The organism is Sphingobium sp. FW306-1B-F04DB, assembly GCF_058781925.1.
Map to the genome: position 1 here is coordinate 69,750 of NZ_JBYSXE010000004.1, position 15,459 is coordinate 85,208.

The 15,459-nt window shown below is 65.8% G+C and carries 14 protein-coding genes; 5 read left to right on the forward strand and 9 right to left on the reverse strand.

The genetic code is table 11. The features are described 5' to 3' along the window. The first annotated feature begins 3 nt into the window (after positions 1–3). From flgH to AC3WJD_RS03965, 3 genes are all read left to right on the forward strand, one after another. Positions 4–756, forward strand: coding sequence for a flagellar basal body L-ring protein FlgH (gene flgH / locus AC3WJD_RS03955; RefSeq protein ID WP_492744724.1), 753 nt, complete (start codon positions 4–6; stop codon positions 754–756). Positions 757–988: 232 nt separating this feature from the next. Beyond that, entirely contained in the window at positions 989–1,834 is an 846-nt protein-coding gene (locus tag AC3WJD_RS03960; RefSeq protein WP_492744726.1) for a flagellin, read from the forward strand. Positions 1,835–2,123: 289 nt separating this feature from the next. Then, positions 2,124–2,546: a hypothetical protein gene (locus AC3WJD_RS03965; RefSeq protein ID WP_492744728.1), complete on the forward strand. Its 423-nt coding sequence runs from the start codon at positions 2,124–2,126 to the stop codon at positions 2,544–2,546. A 76-nt stretch (positions 2,547–2,622) separates the two neighbouring features. Here AC3WJD_RS03965 and AC3WJD_RS03970 read toward each other — a convergent pair whose 3' ends face one another. The 8 genes from AC3WJD_RS03970 to fliG form a co-directional block, all read right to left on the reverse strand. Continuing rightward, positions 2,623–3,285, reverse strand: a complete 663-nt coding sequence (locus tag AC3WJD_RS03970; RefSeq protein WP_492744730.1) for a flagellar hook assembly protein FlgD — start codon at positions 3,283–3,285, stop codon at positions 2,623–2,625. A gap of 12 nt (positions 3,286–3,297) precedes the next feature. Then, entirely contained in the window at positions 3,298–4,677 is a 1,380-nt protein-coding gene (locus AC3WJD_RS03975) for a flagellar hook-length control protein FliK (protein ID WP_492744731.1), read from the reverse strand. 76 nt (positions 4,678–4,753) lie between these two features. Next, complete coding sequence (gene flhA / locus AC3WJD_RS03980) at positions 4,754–6,835, reverse strand: flagellar biosynthesis protein FlhA (protein ID WP_492744733.1); 2,082 nt, start codon at positions 6,833–6,835, stop codon at positions 4,754–4,756. Between the two features lie 22 nt (positions 6,836–6,857). Beyond that, positions 6,858–7,127 (reverse strand): helix-turn-helix domain-containing protein, encoded by a 270-nt coding sequence (locus tag AC3WJD_RS03985; protein ID WP_492744735.1) that lies wholly within the window; start codon positions 7,125–7,127, stop codon positions 6,858–6,860. A gap of 5 nt (positions 7,128–7,132) precedes the next feature. Beyond that, positions 7,133–7,498: a flagellar motor switch protein FliN gene (gene fliN / locus AC3WJD_RS03990; RefSeq protein WP_492744846.1), complete on the reverse strand. Its 366-nt coding sequence runs from the start codon at positions 7,496–7,498 to the stop codon at positions 7,133–7,135. Positions 7,499–7,509: 11 nt separating this feature from the next. Then, positions 7,510–9,105 carry a flagellar basal-body MS-ring/collar protein FliF gene (gene fliF / locus AC3WJD_RS03995; protein WP_492744737.1) on the reverse strand — a complete coding sequence of 532 codons (1,596 nt, stop codon included), beginning with the start codon at positions 9,103–9,105 and terminating at the stop codon, positions 7,510–7,512. Positions 9,106–9,220: 115 nt separating this feature from the next. Next, on the reverse strand, positions 9,221–9,892 hold the full coding sequence (locus tag AC3WJD_RS04000; protein WP_492744739.1) for a FliH/SctL family protein: 672 nt from the start codon (positions 9,890–9,892) through the stop codon (positions 9,221–9,223). A 95-nt stretch (positions 9,893–9,987) separates the two neighbouring features. Next, positions 9,988–11,022, reverse strand: coding sequence for a flagellar motor switch protein FliG (gene fliG, locus AC3WJD_RS04005; RefSeq protein ID WP_492744741.1), 1,035 nt, complete (start codon positions 11,020–11,022; stop codon positions 9,988–9,990). A 102-nt stretch (positions 11,023–11,124) separates the two neighbouring features. On the opposite strand from fliG, the gene AC3WJD_RS04010 reads away from it, so the two are divergent. Then, positions 11,125–13,821: an NHL repeat-containing protein gene (locus tag AC3WJD_RS04010; RefSeq protein ID WP_492744743.1), complete on the forward strand. Its 2,697-nt coding sequence runs from the start codon at positions 11,125–11,127 to the stop codon at positions 13,819–13,821. Positions 13,822–13,832: 11 nt separating this feature from the next. Beyond that, positions 13,833–14,261, forward strand: coding sequence for a flagellar biosynthesis protein FlgB (locus tag AC3WJD_RS04015; RefSeq protein ID WP_492744745.1), 429 nt, complete (start codon positions 13,833–13,835; stop codon positions 14,259–14,261). A 3-nt stretch (positions 14,262–14,264) separates the two neighbouring features. Here the strand turns inward: AC3WJD_RS04015 and AC3WJD_RS04020 are convergent, their stop codons facing one another. Then, entirely contained in the window at positions 14,265–15,446 is a 1,182-nt protein-coding gene (locus AC3WJD_RS04020) for an amino acid aminotransferase (RefSeq protein WP_492744746.1), read from the reverse strand. Positions 15,447–15,459 lie beyond the last annotated feature (13 nt).

The window sequence follows — 15,459 nt, forward strand, 5'->3', positions numbered from 1 at the left end:
ACCATGAAACGCATCATGACGGTGCTGCTGCTGGCTTCCTGTGTGTCGGGCTGCGGCATTCCGGGTCGGCTCGCCAATGTCGGCCGCGCGCCCAAGATGACACCAATGCAGGATCCCGTGGCCCCGGCGATCGAGCCCTCGCTGGGTAACCAGGCGGCGGCGCATCGCGCGGGCCAGGCCGCGCCCGCCCCCGCGCCCAGCGCCTCGTTGTTCCGTGCCGGCGCCGGCGCCTTCCTGCGCGACCAGCGCGCATCGCGGGTCGGCGACATCGTCACGATCCGGATCAACATCGCCGACCGCGCGGTGGTCGACAATTCGACCACCCGCTCACGCACCGGTTCGGAAAATGCCGGCATTGCCGCGCTGCTCGGCCTGGAATCGCAGATCCCCAAGATTTTGCCCGGCAGTCCCGATCCCGCCAATCTGGTGGACACCAGTTCGGACTCCCAATCGGCGGGTGCAGGCAATACATCCCGCAGCGAGCAGATCAACATGACCGTCGCGGCGCTCGTCACCGACGTGCTGCCCAATGGCAATCTGCTCATCCGCGGGCGCCAGGAGGTGCGCGTCAATTTCGAGCTGCGCGAACTCATCGTCTCGGGTGTCATCCGCCCCGAAGACATCGCGCGCGACAACAGCATCCGCCACAGCCAGATCGCCGAGGCGCGGATCAGCTATGGCGGGCGTGGGCAGCTGACCGACGCGCAGCAGGCGCGCTGGGGCCAGCAGATCTACGACGCGCTCTTCCCCTTCTGAACTGTCGAAATTGCACCGAGAGCGTCGTCGGGTCCGTTCCCGGCGGCGCTTTTGCGTGCCCGGAGCAATGCGATTTAACACACTGTTATCTATAAATAATTTTTGACATCAGTTTGGAAGCACCCGAATTCCTTCCCAGAATGAAAGGCGAGCTGATGCGTTCAGATCGTCGAGGGCCAGCGAAACTGGCTCAGGCCGCAGAAGTCGGCCTCATATCCAGAAGGAATGAACAATGGCGTTTTCGGTTAACACCAACATCGGTGCAATGGCGGCTCTGCAGAGCCTCAATTCGACCAACCGCAGCATGGCGACCACGCAGAGCCGGATCAACACCGGCCTCAACGTCGCCTCGACCAAGGATGACTCGGCCAAGTACACGATCGCTCAGACGCTTCGCGGCGACCTGGGCGACCTGAAGGCGGTCAACTCCTCGCTCAGCAACGCGAAGAGCGTTACTGACGTGGCGGTTGCCGGTGTCGAGCAGATCTCCGACCTCGCGAACCAGATGAAGTCCAAGGCACTCGAAGCGTCTGACGCTGGCCTCGACCAGCCCAGCCGCGACGCGATCGCCAAGGACCTCACGGCTCTCAAGGAGCAGGTGAACACGATCATCACCTCGTCGGACTTCAACGGCACCAACCTGCTGCTCAGCACCGCCACCAGCGGCACCGTCTCGGCGCTGCAGTCGGTCTCGGCCGGCGCGACCCCGCTGACCGTTGCCAACCAGGGCATGGACACGGCGTTCGCGGCCGGCAGCGTCGGCGCTGCTGGTGCTGCGATCAACCTGGCCACCGCGGCTGCCGCGGGCACGCTGGCAACCGACGTCGAGACTTTCGCCACGGCCGTAAAGACCAGCCTCAGCACGCTGGGTTCGGCTTCGCGCAAGATTGACGGCCAGCTGCAGTTCAGCAGCAAGCTGTCGGACGTGGTCGAGAGCGGTATCGGTAACCTCGTCGACGCCGATCTGGCGAAGGAATCGGCGAAGCTTCAGGCCCTGCAGGTCCAGCAGCAGCTGGGTGTCCAGGCTCTGTCGATCGCCAACCAGGCGCCGCAGACGATCCTGTCGCTCTTCCGTTAAGGAAGGCGGCGCCCTGCTCTCCCGACAGGGTGGATCGCATTCAGGCCGGGATGGTTCGCCATCCCGGCCCTTTCTTTGTCGGGACAACAAGCCTTCGCCCTGCAACGTCGAAAGGCCGCCATCTCCGCGGATTCGTTTCGTACAACGGGCCTACGGAAAACTCCTTAGTTGGAGATTGCGCCGCCGTGACTCAAACCGGTCAACGATGTTGTGGAGGAAATGCCGCGCCATCCATCTGACGGGGGAAGGATGAGACCAGAATTTGTTGAGTTTGCAGATGAGGTCTTAGATGGATGTGCGCGTTGGTTCCGCCGCAGATGACGCGGCCGGAGAGGGCATCGAAACCAGGTCGGAATATGTTTTCACGCTGAAACTGGCCGTCGAGGACGCGACCGCGCTCTGGAGCATGGCCGCCGACCGATGCGTCGGCCTGACATCTGACGAGATCTCGGATACCATTGGTCCGCGCGAAGATCCCTCGATCGAGGACTGTCTCGCGATGGTCACGGTGCCCGACGCCATCGCAGGTTGCCGGATGATCGACGTCGGTCTCCGCAAGAGCCTTCGGTCCGAGGTGGGACCCATCGCGCGCACGGGCGATCGCATCACCCACAGCCTGCCGTTTTCGCTTCACCTCGACGCACAGCATCTCGGCGGTGCGTCCGGGCTTTCAGGCGATGACACCCAAACGGGCCTTGTCTGGCGAAGCTGACCGCTGTCCGCCAAAACCGGAACCCCGCGCCGGCTGACGCCGACGCGGGGCAAAAAAGCGTAACGGGACAGGCTGGTCAGGAAACGGCGGAGATCGCCACAAGCCCGCTCAGCGGCATGCGGATGCCGTTGACGCCAAGCATCACGTTGGAGCCGTCGGTGACCACGTCCTTGACGGTCGCGACCGAGTTGATCGTGACGGGGATGGCCTTGCCATCGGCGTCGAGCGCGGTCATCGACAAGGTATAGGCGCCCTCCGCAGCACGCGTCCCGTCCTTCTTGGTCCCGTCCCAGGAATATTTACCCTGTGCCTTCGGATCGATCTTGGTTTCGCTGACGACATTGCCGTTCGCGTCCTTCACCGTCGCGACGATCGACTTGGGTTCGCGCGCCGCAAAATAGGTCCATTTCGCAGGATCCGTGCCGAGCCCTGCGACCGGGGAATCGAAGCGCGCCTCGCGACCTATGAAGTTCGATGCCTGCGCCATGTCCTGCGAGGCGATCCGCGCCAGAATATCCTCGAGCTTGGCGGTCTGCTGGATCGACTGCTCGACCTGCGAATATTGCACGAGCTGCTGGGTATATTCGGACGAGTCCATTGGATCGAGCGGATCCTGGTTCTGCATCTGCGCGGTCAGCAGCTTGAGGAACATGTTGAAATCGGCCGCGATCGTCGTCTTGGGCGGCGGGGCCGCGGCATTGGCGCCCTGCGCGCCCTCGGTGCCGGTAATCGTCGTCATGATATCGAATCCTTATGCCATCAGGTCCACGCGGCCGCTCGTGCGGAGCGACTGGTAGGCGGGTTCGTCGGCAGCGCCATCGCGGCCATTCTGCGCAAGGCCGCCCTGTCCGCCGCGCGCATCGCCGCCTTGCTGGCCGCGGTGCCCCGACTGGCCCGCCTCGCCGCCGCGGCTGTCGAAGCGGAAGGACTGCGGATCGGCGCGCACGCCAGCATCGGCGAGCGCGCGTGATAGATCGCCCGCTTCGCGCCGCAGCATGTCGAGCGCCACGGGGCTATCCGCCACCATGACCGCGCGAAGGCTGCCCTCGCGATCGAACGACAGGCGGACGTCGATCCGCCCCATTTCGGCGGGATCGAGGCGAATGAGCACCTCTTCCTTACCCGCTGCAACCTGCCGCGCGATCTCCACGCCCATGTCACGCCCGATCTGGCCGGGTTGCGCTGTGATCACGGGCTGATGCGGTACATGCGGCGCCGCGGCTGGATACGGTTGTTCCACGGGCCGGGCTGCTTGGCTGGCCAGTGTCTGACTGAAAAGCGACGAGGGAAGCGCCTGCGACGGCCGCTCGCCGCCCATCGGTCCGGTGGCATCGGCGGCGTCGTGGGTGGCGGCCGCAACGGCGACTTCGGTTTTGGGCGCAGCCGGCTGCTCCGCGCCGTCGCTATCAACAGACGGCATGACCGCTTGGTCGAGCGGTGCGGGCGATGCTGCCATTGGCGTCGCCACCGGAGCAATCTGGGGCATAATCGCGTCCGGCCCGGCCTGGGCCGGACGCGCAGCTTCCGGGAGTGTTGGGACCGGAAGTTCGACATTCTGTTCTTCGCTGCCCGTACCGGGTGCGGGCGGCTGTTGCGACGCTTCCTCAGGCAGCGGCTTGATCGGCGCGGCGACAAGGTTGAGCGCAAGCTGATCTTCGCCCGTCGCGGGTGCGGGCATGCCGAGCTGTGTGGGCTTTGAGCCATGGCCCGAATCCGGATGCTCCGCCGGCGTCGGCATCTTGCCCTGCTCCGCGGGCAGGTCCGCGCGCGGACCACTTTCGAACAACGGCTGCGCTGCCGCGTCTGGCGCGCCATCCGGGGCTGGCGGCGTGGGCATTGCGGGAAGGGCCGCCGCCTCTGCAGCCAGCGCGGCCGTTTGGGGCGTGGCCACGGGCTGAGCTTGCAGCACCATTTCGCCTTCGGGCATCGCCGGTGCGCCGAGTCCGCTCGCCGCTGTCGCCAGCAGCGGTGCGGGCGCGCCCTGTCCGATCCCGCTTTCGGAAGCCCTCATCGTCGCGAAATCCGCGACCGCGCCATCGAGCAGGTCGCCGAAACCCGGCAAGGCCGTGGCCATCGGCATATCGGTCGGGCGCTGTGGCGCCGCAAAGGTCGGGATCATCGAGATGTTCATCAACCGGTTCTTTCCCCTCGACGCAGCGCGCCCTTTTCAATGTCATTATAGGACGAATGATCGCCGGGTGGCGTGATCAGCCGATTGTTCCGAGCGTCCGGATGCGCGCACGCGCATGAATCTCGTTCTGCGACAGCACCACCGTGGCGGGCCGGACGCGTTCGATGATCGAACGGACGAACGGCCGGATCGCCGGGCTCGTCAGCATGCAGGGAATCTCGCCCTCCGACGCCAGCTTGTCATATGTCTCGCGGACCGCGGCGATGAAGCCCTGCAGGCTCGACGGCGCCATGGCGAGGTGGCGGTCGTCGCCCTGCCCCATGATGCTCTCGGCGAACTCATTGTCCCAGCGCGGTGCCAGCGTGACGATCGGGATTGCGCCATCGTGCTGCTGCTGCGCCGATATCTGCCGGGCGAGCCGGCTGCGGACATGCTCGGTCATCTGCGTGAGGTTCTGGGTGAAGGCCGATGCCTCGGCGATGCCCTCGAGGATCGTCGGGACGTCGCGGATCGACACACCCTCGGTCAGCAGATTCTGCAGGATGCGCTGCACGCCGGAAATCGAGATCTTGGACGGGATGATGTCGCCGACGAGCTTTTCCGATTCCTTGTGCACTTCGGTCAGCAGCTTCTGCGTCTCGCTGTACGACAGAAGATCGGCAATATTGTCCTTCACGATCTCGGTGAGATGCGTGGTGATCACGGTGCCGCAATCGACCACGGTGAGCCCGCGGAACCCCGCCTCGTCGCGCAGGTCTCGATCGATCCACAGCGCGGGGAGGTTGAACACGGGCTCGCGCGTCTCTTCGCCGACCAGCCCGACATTGCCGCCCGCGGGATTGATGACGAGCAGCTTGTCGAGCCGGATCTCGCCGCGCGCGGTCTCGGTTTCCTTGACATAGACGACATATTCGTTGGCCTTGAGCGCCATGTTGTCGAGGATGCGCACCGCGGGCAGCACGAAGCCGAAGTCGATCGCCATCTGGCGGCGGAGCGCACGCACCTGGTCGTCGAGCCGCGGATCCGAACTCGTGTCATTGATCAACGGAAGCAGTGCATAGCCAAGCTCGATGCGGACCGCGTCGATCGACAGCGTGCGCGCGATCGGTTCCTCGGCCGGCCCCGCCTGCTGCTGCGCGATCGCCTCTTCGAGCCGCGCCTTCGCCTCCTCGGCCTCGGCGTTTTGCGACATCTTCCATGCCAGCCAGGCGCAGGCGCCGCCGAGTATCGCAAAGGGAAGGAAGGGCAGCCCCGGCACCAGCGCGAGCGCGATCAACAGGAATGCGACGATGCCGAAGGCCTTGGGATAGCGCCCGAGCTGCTCGCCGAGCGCCGCCCCGGTCTTGCCGGCAACGCCACCCTTGGAGACGAGCAGGCCCGCCGCGGTCGAGACGATCAGCGCGGGAATCTGGCTTACCAGCCCCTCCCCCACCGTCAGCATCGTATAGGTGTGGAACGCATCGCCAAAGGGCACGCCGTGGATGACGACCCCGACGATCAGCCCGACGACGATGTTGATGCCGGTGATCAGCAGCGCGGCGATCGCGTCGCCCTTCACGAATTTGGAGGCACCATCCATCGCGCCATAAAAGCCGCTTTCAGCCTCGATCTCGCTGCGACGCGCGCGCGCCTCGACCTCGGTGATCATCCCCGCCGAAAGATCGGCGTCGATCGCCATCTGCTTGCCCGGCATCGCGTCGAGGCTGAAACGCGCGCCGACCTCGGCGATACGCCCCGCGCCCTTGGTGATGACCACGAAGTTGATGACGATCAGGATCATGAAGACGGTGAGGCCGATCACGGTCTCGCCGCCGATCAGGAATTCGCCGAACGCCGCGATCACGCCACCCGCCGCATGATGCCCCTCATGCCCATGCCCCAGGATCAGCCGCGTCGAGGCGAGGTTGAGGCCGAGCCGCAGCATCGTCACGATCAGCAGGATCGTCGGAAAACTCGAAAGCTGGAGCGGCTTGTCGATGAACAGCGCGGTCATCAGGATCAGCACCGAAGCGGTGATCGACAAGGCAAGGCCGAGATCGAGCAACCAGCCCGGCATCGGCAGGATGAGCATCGCGATGATCGCGATCACACTCATCGCGAGCGCGAGGTCCCGCCCCGGCCCGAGCCTCTTCAGCAACTGGTCTAGCTGGGTTGGCATGGATTGCTCCGAATGTCTTCGGTTACAGTGCGGGCGAGACGGGGATGCCGTCCTCGATGAAGCTCCGCAGCTTGTTGCGCATCGTACGCACGGAGATGCCGAGCATGATCGAGGCCGATGTCCGGTTGCCCCGGCAATGGGCGAGTGTCTGGAGGATCAGCGCGCGCTCGACATCGGCGACGGTGCGCCCCACCAGTCCTTCAATCAGCCCGTCCAGTTGGGGGGCCGGCATGAGATCGCCCCGCAACCGCGCAAGGACCTCGGGGATGTTGATCGGGTCATGGAGGGACATCGCCGTCAACGATCCTGCCGCACGATTTCGGTGAGCGTGACGCCCAGCGCGCTGTCGATCAGCACGACCTCGCCGCGCGCGATCAGCCGGTTGTTCACGAAGATGTCGACGGGCTCGCCCACACGACGGTCGAGTTCGACGACATGGCCGGGCTTGAGCTTGAGCAGCTCCCCGATATCCATGCGCGACCGGCCGAGCACCGCCTGCACCTTGACGGGCACGTCGAAAACGGCGTTCAGATCGTCGGCGGTCGGCGGCGCCGACGGGCGATCGGACGTCCAGTTCGGCGTTTCGTTGAAATCCTCGGCATCGGAGTTCTCCGACGCAAAGTGCGTGGGCGCGAGCTGGCGCGGTTCGGCATCATTTGTCATCATGTCTTCTCTCATGCGTTCATCCATTGGCGGATCACCGAGGCGGACTCGGCGGGGCTGGTGGCAATCGCGTCACCGATGCGCTTGAGCGCGGACAGCTTGATGCGACCATCGACCTGGGCCAGCGCGATCTCCTGATCGAGCAGCGGGACGTCGCCTTCGCGCATCGCCTCGAGCTGCTTCATCGCCTCCTCGTCGCCATCGGCCGCGCGCTGGGCGAGCGACAGCATCTCGAGATCCTCGGCACTGGTGGCCGTGATCAGTTCGCCACCCTCAACCATGGGTTCGGGCAGCGCAGGCTTGGGACGCAGCATCCGCACCGCGAACAGTACGACACCGGCAAGCACGAGCAGCTTGAGCATGTCGAACAGCTGATCGGTGGTCAGGCCGAAGGGCAGCGCGCTGTCGCTGGTTGCGGCGTCGTCGGAAGCGGCGAAGGCCATGCTTTCGACGACCACGCTGTCGCCGCGTTCGGCGTCGAAGCCCACCGCATTTTCGACAAGGCGCGTCAGACGCTGGATCTGCGGCTGGGGCAATCCCTTTGCGCCGCCATCGACCATGACAGCGACGGTGAGCCGGTTGATCTTGCCCGGCGTCTGGACGCTGACGGTCTTCTTGCTGCTGTTCTGGAAAGTGATGTCTTCCGAGGATTCGTTGCGCGCGGAACGGCGCGTATCCCCGCCGATACCATTGATCGCGCGCTCATTCTCGGGAAGCTGCGCGCCGACGGTGACGCCGTCCGCGCCTGCGGCATTCTCGTCGCTCTGGTCGCTAGACTCGACCGTCACCTGATGCTGGATCACCTGCGTGTCGGGGTCGAAGACCTCGGCCTCTTCGCGCGTCTGGTCGCGATCAAGCACCGCCGACACCTCCGCGCGGACCTTGCCCGCGCCGACGATCGGCTCGACCAGCGCTTCGATCTGCTGGCGCAGCCGCCCCTCGACCGCCGCCTGGCGTTCCTCGATCTCCGACGAAACCGCACCGCCACCCTCGCCCGCACGCGCCAGCAATGCGCCCGACTGGTCGACGATCGACACGCTTTCGGGCGAGAGTTCGGGCACTGAGGACGACACCAGATAACGGATCGCCTGCACCGTCTCACCGGTCAGCCGGCCATTGGTCTTGACCGTCACCGCGGCGGTTGCCTTGCGCGGTTCCGCGGCAAACATCGCCCGCTCGGGCATAACGATATGGACGCGCGCTCTGGATACGCGCTCGAGGCTCTCGATCGAACGGGACAACTCGCCTTCGATCGCGCGCGTTTCGTTCATCTTCGCGCGGGACGAGGATATGCCGAAGGGCTCCTCGGCATCGAGCACATCATAGCCGATCTTGCCGCCCAGACGCTCCGACGCCATCGCCATGCGCAGTTCCGCCAGCTTTTCGGTTGGCGCCATGATCGAGGTGCCATCGCTCGAAAGCTGGAAGGGTACGCCCTGCGCGCTCAGCTTCTCGGTGATCGACTGCGCCTGCGCTGGATCGAGCTCGGTGTAGAGAAATCCCATCTCAGATGATGGGCTTCTGAGCGCGAGTACGCCGATCCCGACGAGCAGGGCCAGCGCGACGCCGCCCATGATCATCAGTCGGCGCGGCCCGAGCTGCGTCATCAAATTCCGCAATCCGTTCAAGGCAAGCCTCGTGAACCTGACAACAAGGGCCCCCTGCCCTTGCTGTTTCATTATAGGATGATCGGGCTAGGCAACTCTTGCCGGGTCGAAGTTTTTATGCGTCGCGTACGTCGCGAAGGAGCGCGCCAAGTTCGGCAAGCACCGCAGAGCGGCGCGCGGCGGCGTCGACGGCCAGGCCGCCTTCGTCCCAGAAGATCACGGCATCGCCGACCGCGACCGCCTCGTCGGCGACAACGGTCATGTGCAATGTGCGCCGTTCCTGCCGCGCGCGTGCCGCAACCAGCCGTTCGATATCGCCCGCCAATGCGGGGTTGGCGCGTATGCTGAGCCGGGCGCCGCGCCCGACCTGATCGAGAACCCGGCCGAGCGCCTCGTCGATCGCGCGCCCCGGCGCCTTGTCGACCGCGAATCCGGCGAGCACATCCGCTGCGGCAAGCGCGATCTCGGCGGCATCGCGCACCATCGAGTCCGCGTTTGCCGAAAGACGCGCATCGATATCGTCGAGCGAGGCGTGCAGCGCATCGGCCGCCGCAAGCAATGCCGCGTCGCGCTCGCTTCGCGCCTGCACCAGCCCCGCCTCGAAGCCATCGGCACGCGCCCTGGCGAGCTCTGCCTGTTGTGTCGCGGACAGCTGGTCCAGCTCGGTCTGCAATGCCGTGATCTGCTTGAGCAGTTCGGCATTGTTCGCGGCGACCGGCTCGCTCGATGCGAACCGGAAAACGCGATCGAACCCGAATGGCTTTACGTGGATGGCGGCCTCCATCATCGACCTTTCAATTCCGGCGGCGCATTGCCGCCTAGAGTCAATATTTTGGTCACTTCCCGATCGAAAAACCGGTTCCCACTTTTTCGGGAAGTGCCCTAGTAAATCATCGCATCATCGCTCTTTGGATCGACGAGCATGATCTCGCCGCGATCGCCGAGCGACTTGGCGAGACGCACAAGATTGGTCTGCGCCTCTTCGCACTCGCGCGCGCGCACCGGCCCCATCGCCGCCATGTCGTCGCGCATCAGCTTGGCGGCACGCTCGGTCATCCCTGCGAAGAAGATCTGCTTCATCTCCTCGGGGGCGCCCTTGAGCGCCAGTGCGAGTTCGCGCTTGTTGCAGTTTCGGACGATCGTCTGGATCGCGACAGGCAGCAGGTTGGCCAGATCCTCGAAGGTAAACATCAGCGCGCGGATCCGCTCGGCCGATTCCGGCGCGCGCACATCAAGAGCGGTCAGCATCGCCTCCTCGGTCGACCGGTCGAGCGCGTTGAAGACCTCGGCCATCGCCTCGTGCGGATCGCGGCGCTGCGCACGCGCAAGGTTGGTCATGAACTCGCTCTTCAGCGTCTGCTCGACCTGCAGGATCACGTCCTTCTGCACCGTGTCCATGCGCAGCATCCGCATCACGACATCGGTCGCGAGTTCCTGCGGCAGTTCGGCGAGCACGCGCGCGGCATGGTCCGAACGCAGCTTGTGCAGGATCACCGCCACGGTCTGGGGATATTCGTTCTTGAGATAGCCCGCGAGCACGCTCTCGCTGACATTGGAGAGCTTGTCCCACATGGTCCGGCCCGAAGGACCGCGGATATCCTCCATGATCTCCTTGACGCGATCGGCCGGCAATATGCCCTCGAGCAGCCTCTCGGTCGTTTCGAACGAGCCGTGGAGCGACGACATGCTCGATACCTCGCCCGAGAACTGGATGAGCAGATGCTCGACCACGGTCGCGGAAATGCGCCCGAGACCGGCAATACACGACGACAGTTCCTTGATCTCGTCGGTGGAGAGCTGGTCCCAGATCGGCGCACCGTGCTCGCGTCCCAGCGCGAGCATCAGCGCCGCGGCGCGCTGCACCCCCGAATATTTCTTCAGTTCCGGCGGCTCGCCCACCGGCGTCATTACGCTCATGCACCGTTCCCCAAAATATTAGCGCATTCGGGCCCGTGGGGGCCGCATTCCCTCTATCTTATAGGAGAAGACCGGGCGGACCGGCGCGTGGAGGCGAGTTTGGTGACAAATTTATCGACCGGCCTGATCGGCCTGAGCATGTTGTCGGGCAGCAACAGCTATCTTGGCCTTTTCTCGAGCGCCAACCTCGACAGCGCCGCGGTCATCCTGGCCAAGAAGGCCTTTACGACGCCGCCCACCACCCCGCCCTGGCAACAGCCGCCGCCACGCGCGCCCATGTCGTCACAGATCGCGGCGATCAAGAACATGCGCTCGATCATAGACAAGCAGCAAAGCCAGTCGCTGGAATCGCTGAACGATGTGCAGACCGCGTTCACCGCATACAAGGCGCTCGACCGGCTGCGGCTGCTTGCCGACAGCGCCGCCAAGTCGGGCACCTCAGCCGCCGAGCGCAAATCGCTGGAGGCCGCGTTCGCCAAGGGCATGGCGGACCTGCAGGGCTATCTGGGCCAGGCGGACGGCGACCTGCTCAATCTCGCCTTTGGCCAACCGTCGCGCGGCGTGAAGTCCGTACCGCTCAATCCCGCCGACAATGGCACGACCATCGGCAAGGGCGTATTGCAGACGCGTGGCAACGCAATTCCGGGCCTGACGGGCAACGAGGTCTTCAAGATCGACCTGGCGCGCAATGGCGGCGTTTCGGACAGCATCACCGTTGATCTGTCGACCACGCCCCAGCCGCCCACGCTCGATTCGGTCGCGGCGGCGATCAACAGCGCGATCGCCGCGGTGCCGATGCGCGATGCCAACGGCGATCCGGTGACCGACGGCAGCGGCAACCCGATACCGCGCTGGCAGTCGCGCGTCTCGGTGGAAAAGAACGGCGACAGCTGGGGCTTCGTCATCAGCACGCCGGGAAGCGAACGCCTCTCGATGGACCAGGTCGGCGCGAAGGATGCCCTGATGGTCGTGAGCGGTCTCACCGGCCTCGATGCGCCGACCTCGGCGCAGATGTTCCGCATCGACGACCCTGCGGGCGGCAGCACGCGCGTGACGCTGAGCACGATCAACGCCATCGACCGCGCCGCGACCGAGAAGGCGGGGCAGGCCAAACCCGGCGGCAAGGACAGCAAGGGGACTCCCCCGACAGTATTTGCCGCCACCAACGCCCGCGCGATCGCGACCGACGCGCAGGGGTTCAGCTATGTCGTCGGCACCACCGCGGGCGATCTGGGCACTAATCTCTCCGACGGCGGCAACGACCTTTTTCTCACCAAGGTCGACAGCGAGGGCCGGGTCGTCTGGCAGCGCACGCTGGGCGTGGCGGGTGAGGCGGAGGGTGCCGCGGTCAGCATCGCCCCCAATGGCGAGGTCGTCGTCGCGGGCACGGTAAAGGGCCCGTTCAACGGTAGCCTCGGCAGCGACAAGGACATGCTGGTCGCGCGCTTCGACGCCGATGGCGATGAAATGTTCGCGACCACGGTACGCGGCCTTGGCGACGACACCGCGACCGCCGTGACCGTCGGCAGTGACGGCGCGATCTATGTCGGCGGCAAATCGGCGAGCGGCGGGGGCGACGCGTTCGTCGCGCGGCTCGACACCACCGGCAAGCTGCAGCAGCGCCGTGCGATCGACAGCGGGGGCGCGGACGGCGTGACCGCGCTCGCGGTCGACGGATCGGGCGAACTGCTCGCGCTTACCAAGGAGAACGGTACCGCCAAATTGCGCCGGCTCGACAGCGGCGCGCTTGCCACCGACCTTGGCCAGCTGAGCCTCGGCAATGCGGATGCCCGCGCGATCGCGGTATCCGCCTCGGGCGAAATCGCGGTCGTCGGCGCGACCACGACCGCGCTGGGCGGAACCCAGGTCAATGCAATCAGCGGCGGGCGCGACGGCTTCGTCACACGTATCGACGCGGGGCTTTCGGGCATGAGCACGACCTATGTCGGATCGGCCGACGACGACCAGCTCGACAGCGTCACCTTCATGAACGGCGAGCTCTATGTCGGCGGCCGTACGACGGGCGCGCTCGACGGCGCGCGGACGGGCGCGGTCGACGGCTTTGTCGGCCGAATCGACACCGCGACCGGCGCGATCGAGGATATCAACCAGTTCGGCCGCGCTTCGCACCGCGCCGAACCGGTGCGGATCGCGGCGGCGAGCGGGGGAAGCACCGCGCTCGGCGCGCTCGGTCTCCACCGCGGGCAGATCAATGCGAACAGTTCGGTCAGCCTTGCCGCGCAGACGACGCTGCGCGCGGGTGACGAATTCAGCATCCGGATCGGCGACGGCAAGGAAAAGAAGATCACGATCGCCGCCGACGACACGCTCGCCACGCTCGCCGAGAAGATTCGCAAGATCGCCGGCAAGAACGTGACGGTCACCGCGCCCAAGGTCGACGGCAAGGTGACGCTGCAGATCACGGCCAGGCAGGGCTATCCGGTCGAACTCATTGCCGGCGCCAAGGGCAAGGATGCGCTGGGCAAGCTCGGACTTACCGCCACCAAGCTAAATGTCCCGCCGCTCCCCGGCCCCGACGATCCCAAGGTCCGTCCCGGCGGCAATTACGGGCTCGGGCTTTCGACCGCGCTCAACCTGAACAGCGCCCCCGACGCCGCGGCCGCGCTGGGCAAGATCAAGGAGGCGCTCTCGATGACCCAGACCGCGTACCGATCGCTCTATTGGGACCCGACCAAGGAAGCGCTCGTCAACGGGACGGTCGGCGGCAAGGGATCGCCTTATCAGCAGGCCCAGCTCGCCAATTATCAGGCCGCGCTCGACCGCCTCGGCGGCGCGTAAGGAGATACAAGATGACGACGACCACCCCTCTGATGCAGGGCATCCACCTGCAGATGAAGCATCTGGCGCAGCGCCAGCGCGTCATCGCCGAGAACATCGCCAATGGCGAGACGCCGAAATTCAAGGCGAAAGAGGTTGAGGCCCCCGATTTCTCCGCCTTGCTTGAGGCCCAGGCCACCCGTGAGGGCAAGCCCCGTGTCGGCCGGCCGCGCATCCAAATTACCAGCGGCATGGCCGCGCTCGGCGCAACGCCGCCACAAGGGGGCAGCGGCATCGTCCTCGACAACGACACCAGCGAGACCAAGCCCGACGGCAACAATGTCACGATCGAGGACCAGTTGCTCAAGATGGGCCAGGTCCAGGCGGATTTCGCGGCGATGACCAACCTCTATCGCAAGCAGCACGCGCTGCTGAAGACCGCGATCGGGCGCGGGGTCTAAGCGTCAGAGTCCCGCGACGTCGCCGAGCGCCGCCGCGAAGCGGTCGCAGTCACGCTCGGCAAGCCCCGCGATGTTGATGCGGCCGGTGCCTGCCATATAGACGCCGTGGCGCTCGCGCAGCGCCGCAATCGCCGCAGGCGAGAGCGGCAGCGTGCCGAACATGCCGCGCTGCCCGCCAAGCGGCGCGAGGTCGACGTCACCCGCCCTGCCACACGCCGCGAGGCGTTGGCGAATCTGCCCCAGCCGCGCCTGCATGTGCTGAAGCTCGGCGTGCCACTGCGCCTTGAGTGCGGTGTCGGTCAGGATGATCCGCGCCACCGCCGCGCCGTGATCGGGCGGCATCGACCAATTGTTGCGCGCGATCGTCGCGAGGTTGGACCCCGTGACCTCGGCTCCGGCTGCATCGGCCGCGATCGCGAAGACCGCGCCGGTGCGCTCCCGATAGACGCCGAAATTCTTGTCGCAGCTATAGGCGACCAGCGCCTCGGGCACCGCCGCCAGCAGATGACGCGCACCCGCCGCGTCCGCGTCGAGGCTCTCCCCCAGCCCGTGATAGGCAAGGTCGACCAGCGGCACGCCGCCATTGGCGGACAGGATCCCGGCCAACGCCTGCCAATGCTCGAACCCGAGATCCGCGCCCGTCGGATTGTGGCAGCAGCCATGAAGCAGGAAGATGTCGCCCTTCCCCGCCTCGCGCGCAGCCGACAGCAGCGCATCGGCGTTGAGCGCCTGGCGCTTCACGTCGAAATGCTCGTAGCTGCGCACCCTGGCGCCGAGCCCGTTCAGGATCGACATATGGACGGGCCAGGTCGGCGTGCCGACCCAGAAGGTCGTCTCGGGCAGGTTGCGCACGACGAGTTCGATCGCGAGCCGGAGCGCACCCGTGCCGCCGGGCGTCTGCAGCCCCGCGACGCGATCGGCCGCAACCGCACCGTCCAGCGCCAGCTCGCGTACGGCTGCAACGAAGCCGACATCGCCCTCGGGCCCCAGATAGGCCTTGCTGTTCTGCTCCTCAATCAGCTTGCGCTCGGCCGCCTTGACCGCCGCGAAAACGGGCGTGCCGCCGGTCTCGTCGCGATAGACGCCAACCCCGAGATCGATTTTGGTCGCGCGCGGATCGGCATTGTAGAGCTTGATCAGCGACAACAGGGAGTCGGCGGGCTGCGGCTTCAACTGTTCGAACATCGATGCGCTTTCC

What these genes read in the sequence shown, in the direction of transcription:
- flgH (WP_492744724.1), top strand. Translation starts at nt 4, where the DNA reads ATGAAACGCATCATGACGGTGCTGCTGCTGGCTTCCTGTGTGTCGGGC.
- AC3WJD_RS03960 (WP_492744726.1), top strand. Translation starts at nt 989, where the DNA reads ATGGCGTTTTCGGTTAACACCAACATCGGTGCAATGGCGGCTCTGCAG.
- AC3WJD_RS03965 (WP_492744728.1), top strand. Translation starts at nt 2,124, where the DNA reads ATGGATGTGCGCGTTGGTTCCGCCGCAGATGACGCGGCCGGAGAGGGC.
- AC3WJD_RS03970 (WP_492744730.1), bottom strand. Translation starts at nt 3,285, where the DNA reads ATGACGACGATTACCGGCACCGAGGGCGCGCAGGGCGCCAATGCCGCG.
- AC3WJD_RS03975 (WP_492744731.1), bottom strand. Translation starts at nt 4,677, where the DNA reads ATGAACATCTCGATGATCCCGACCTTTGCGGCGCCACAGCGCCCGACC.
- flhA (WP_492744733.1), bottom strand. Translation starts at nt 6,835, where the DNA reads ATGCCAACCCAGCTAGACCAGTTGCTGAAGAGGCTCGGGCCGGGGCGG.
- AC3WJD_RS03985 (WP_492744735.1), bottom strand. Translation starts at nt 7,127, where the DNA reads ATGTCCCTCCATGACCCGATCAACATCCCCGAGGTCCTTGCGCGGTTG.
- fliN (WP_492744846.1), bottom strand. Translation starts at nt 7,498, where the DNA reads ATGACAAATGATGCCGAACCGCGCCAGCTCGCGCCCACGCACTTTGCG.
- fliF (WP_492744737.1), bottom strand. Translation starts at nt 9,105, where the DNA reads ATGACGCAGCTCGGGCCGCGCCGACTGATGATCATGGGCGGCGTCGCG.
- AC3WJD_RS04000 (WP_492744739.1), bottom strand. Translation starts at nt 9,892, where the DNA reads ATGATGGAGGCCGCCATCCACGTAAAGCCATTCGGGTTCGATCGCGTT.
- fliG (WP_492744741.1), bottom strand. Translation starts at nt 11,022, where the DNA reads ATGAGCGTAATGACGCCGGTGGGCGAGCCGCCGGAACTGAAGAAATAT.
- AC3WJD_RS04015 (WP_492744745.1), top strand. Translation starts at nt 13,833, where the DNA reads ATGACGACGACCACCCCTCTGATGCAGGGCATCCACCTGCAGATGAAG.
- AC3WJD_RS04020 (WP_492744746.1), bottom strand. Translation starts at nt 15,446, where the DNA reads ATGTTCGAACAGTTGAAGCCGCAGCCCGCCGACTCCCTGTTGTCGCTG.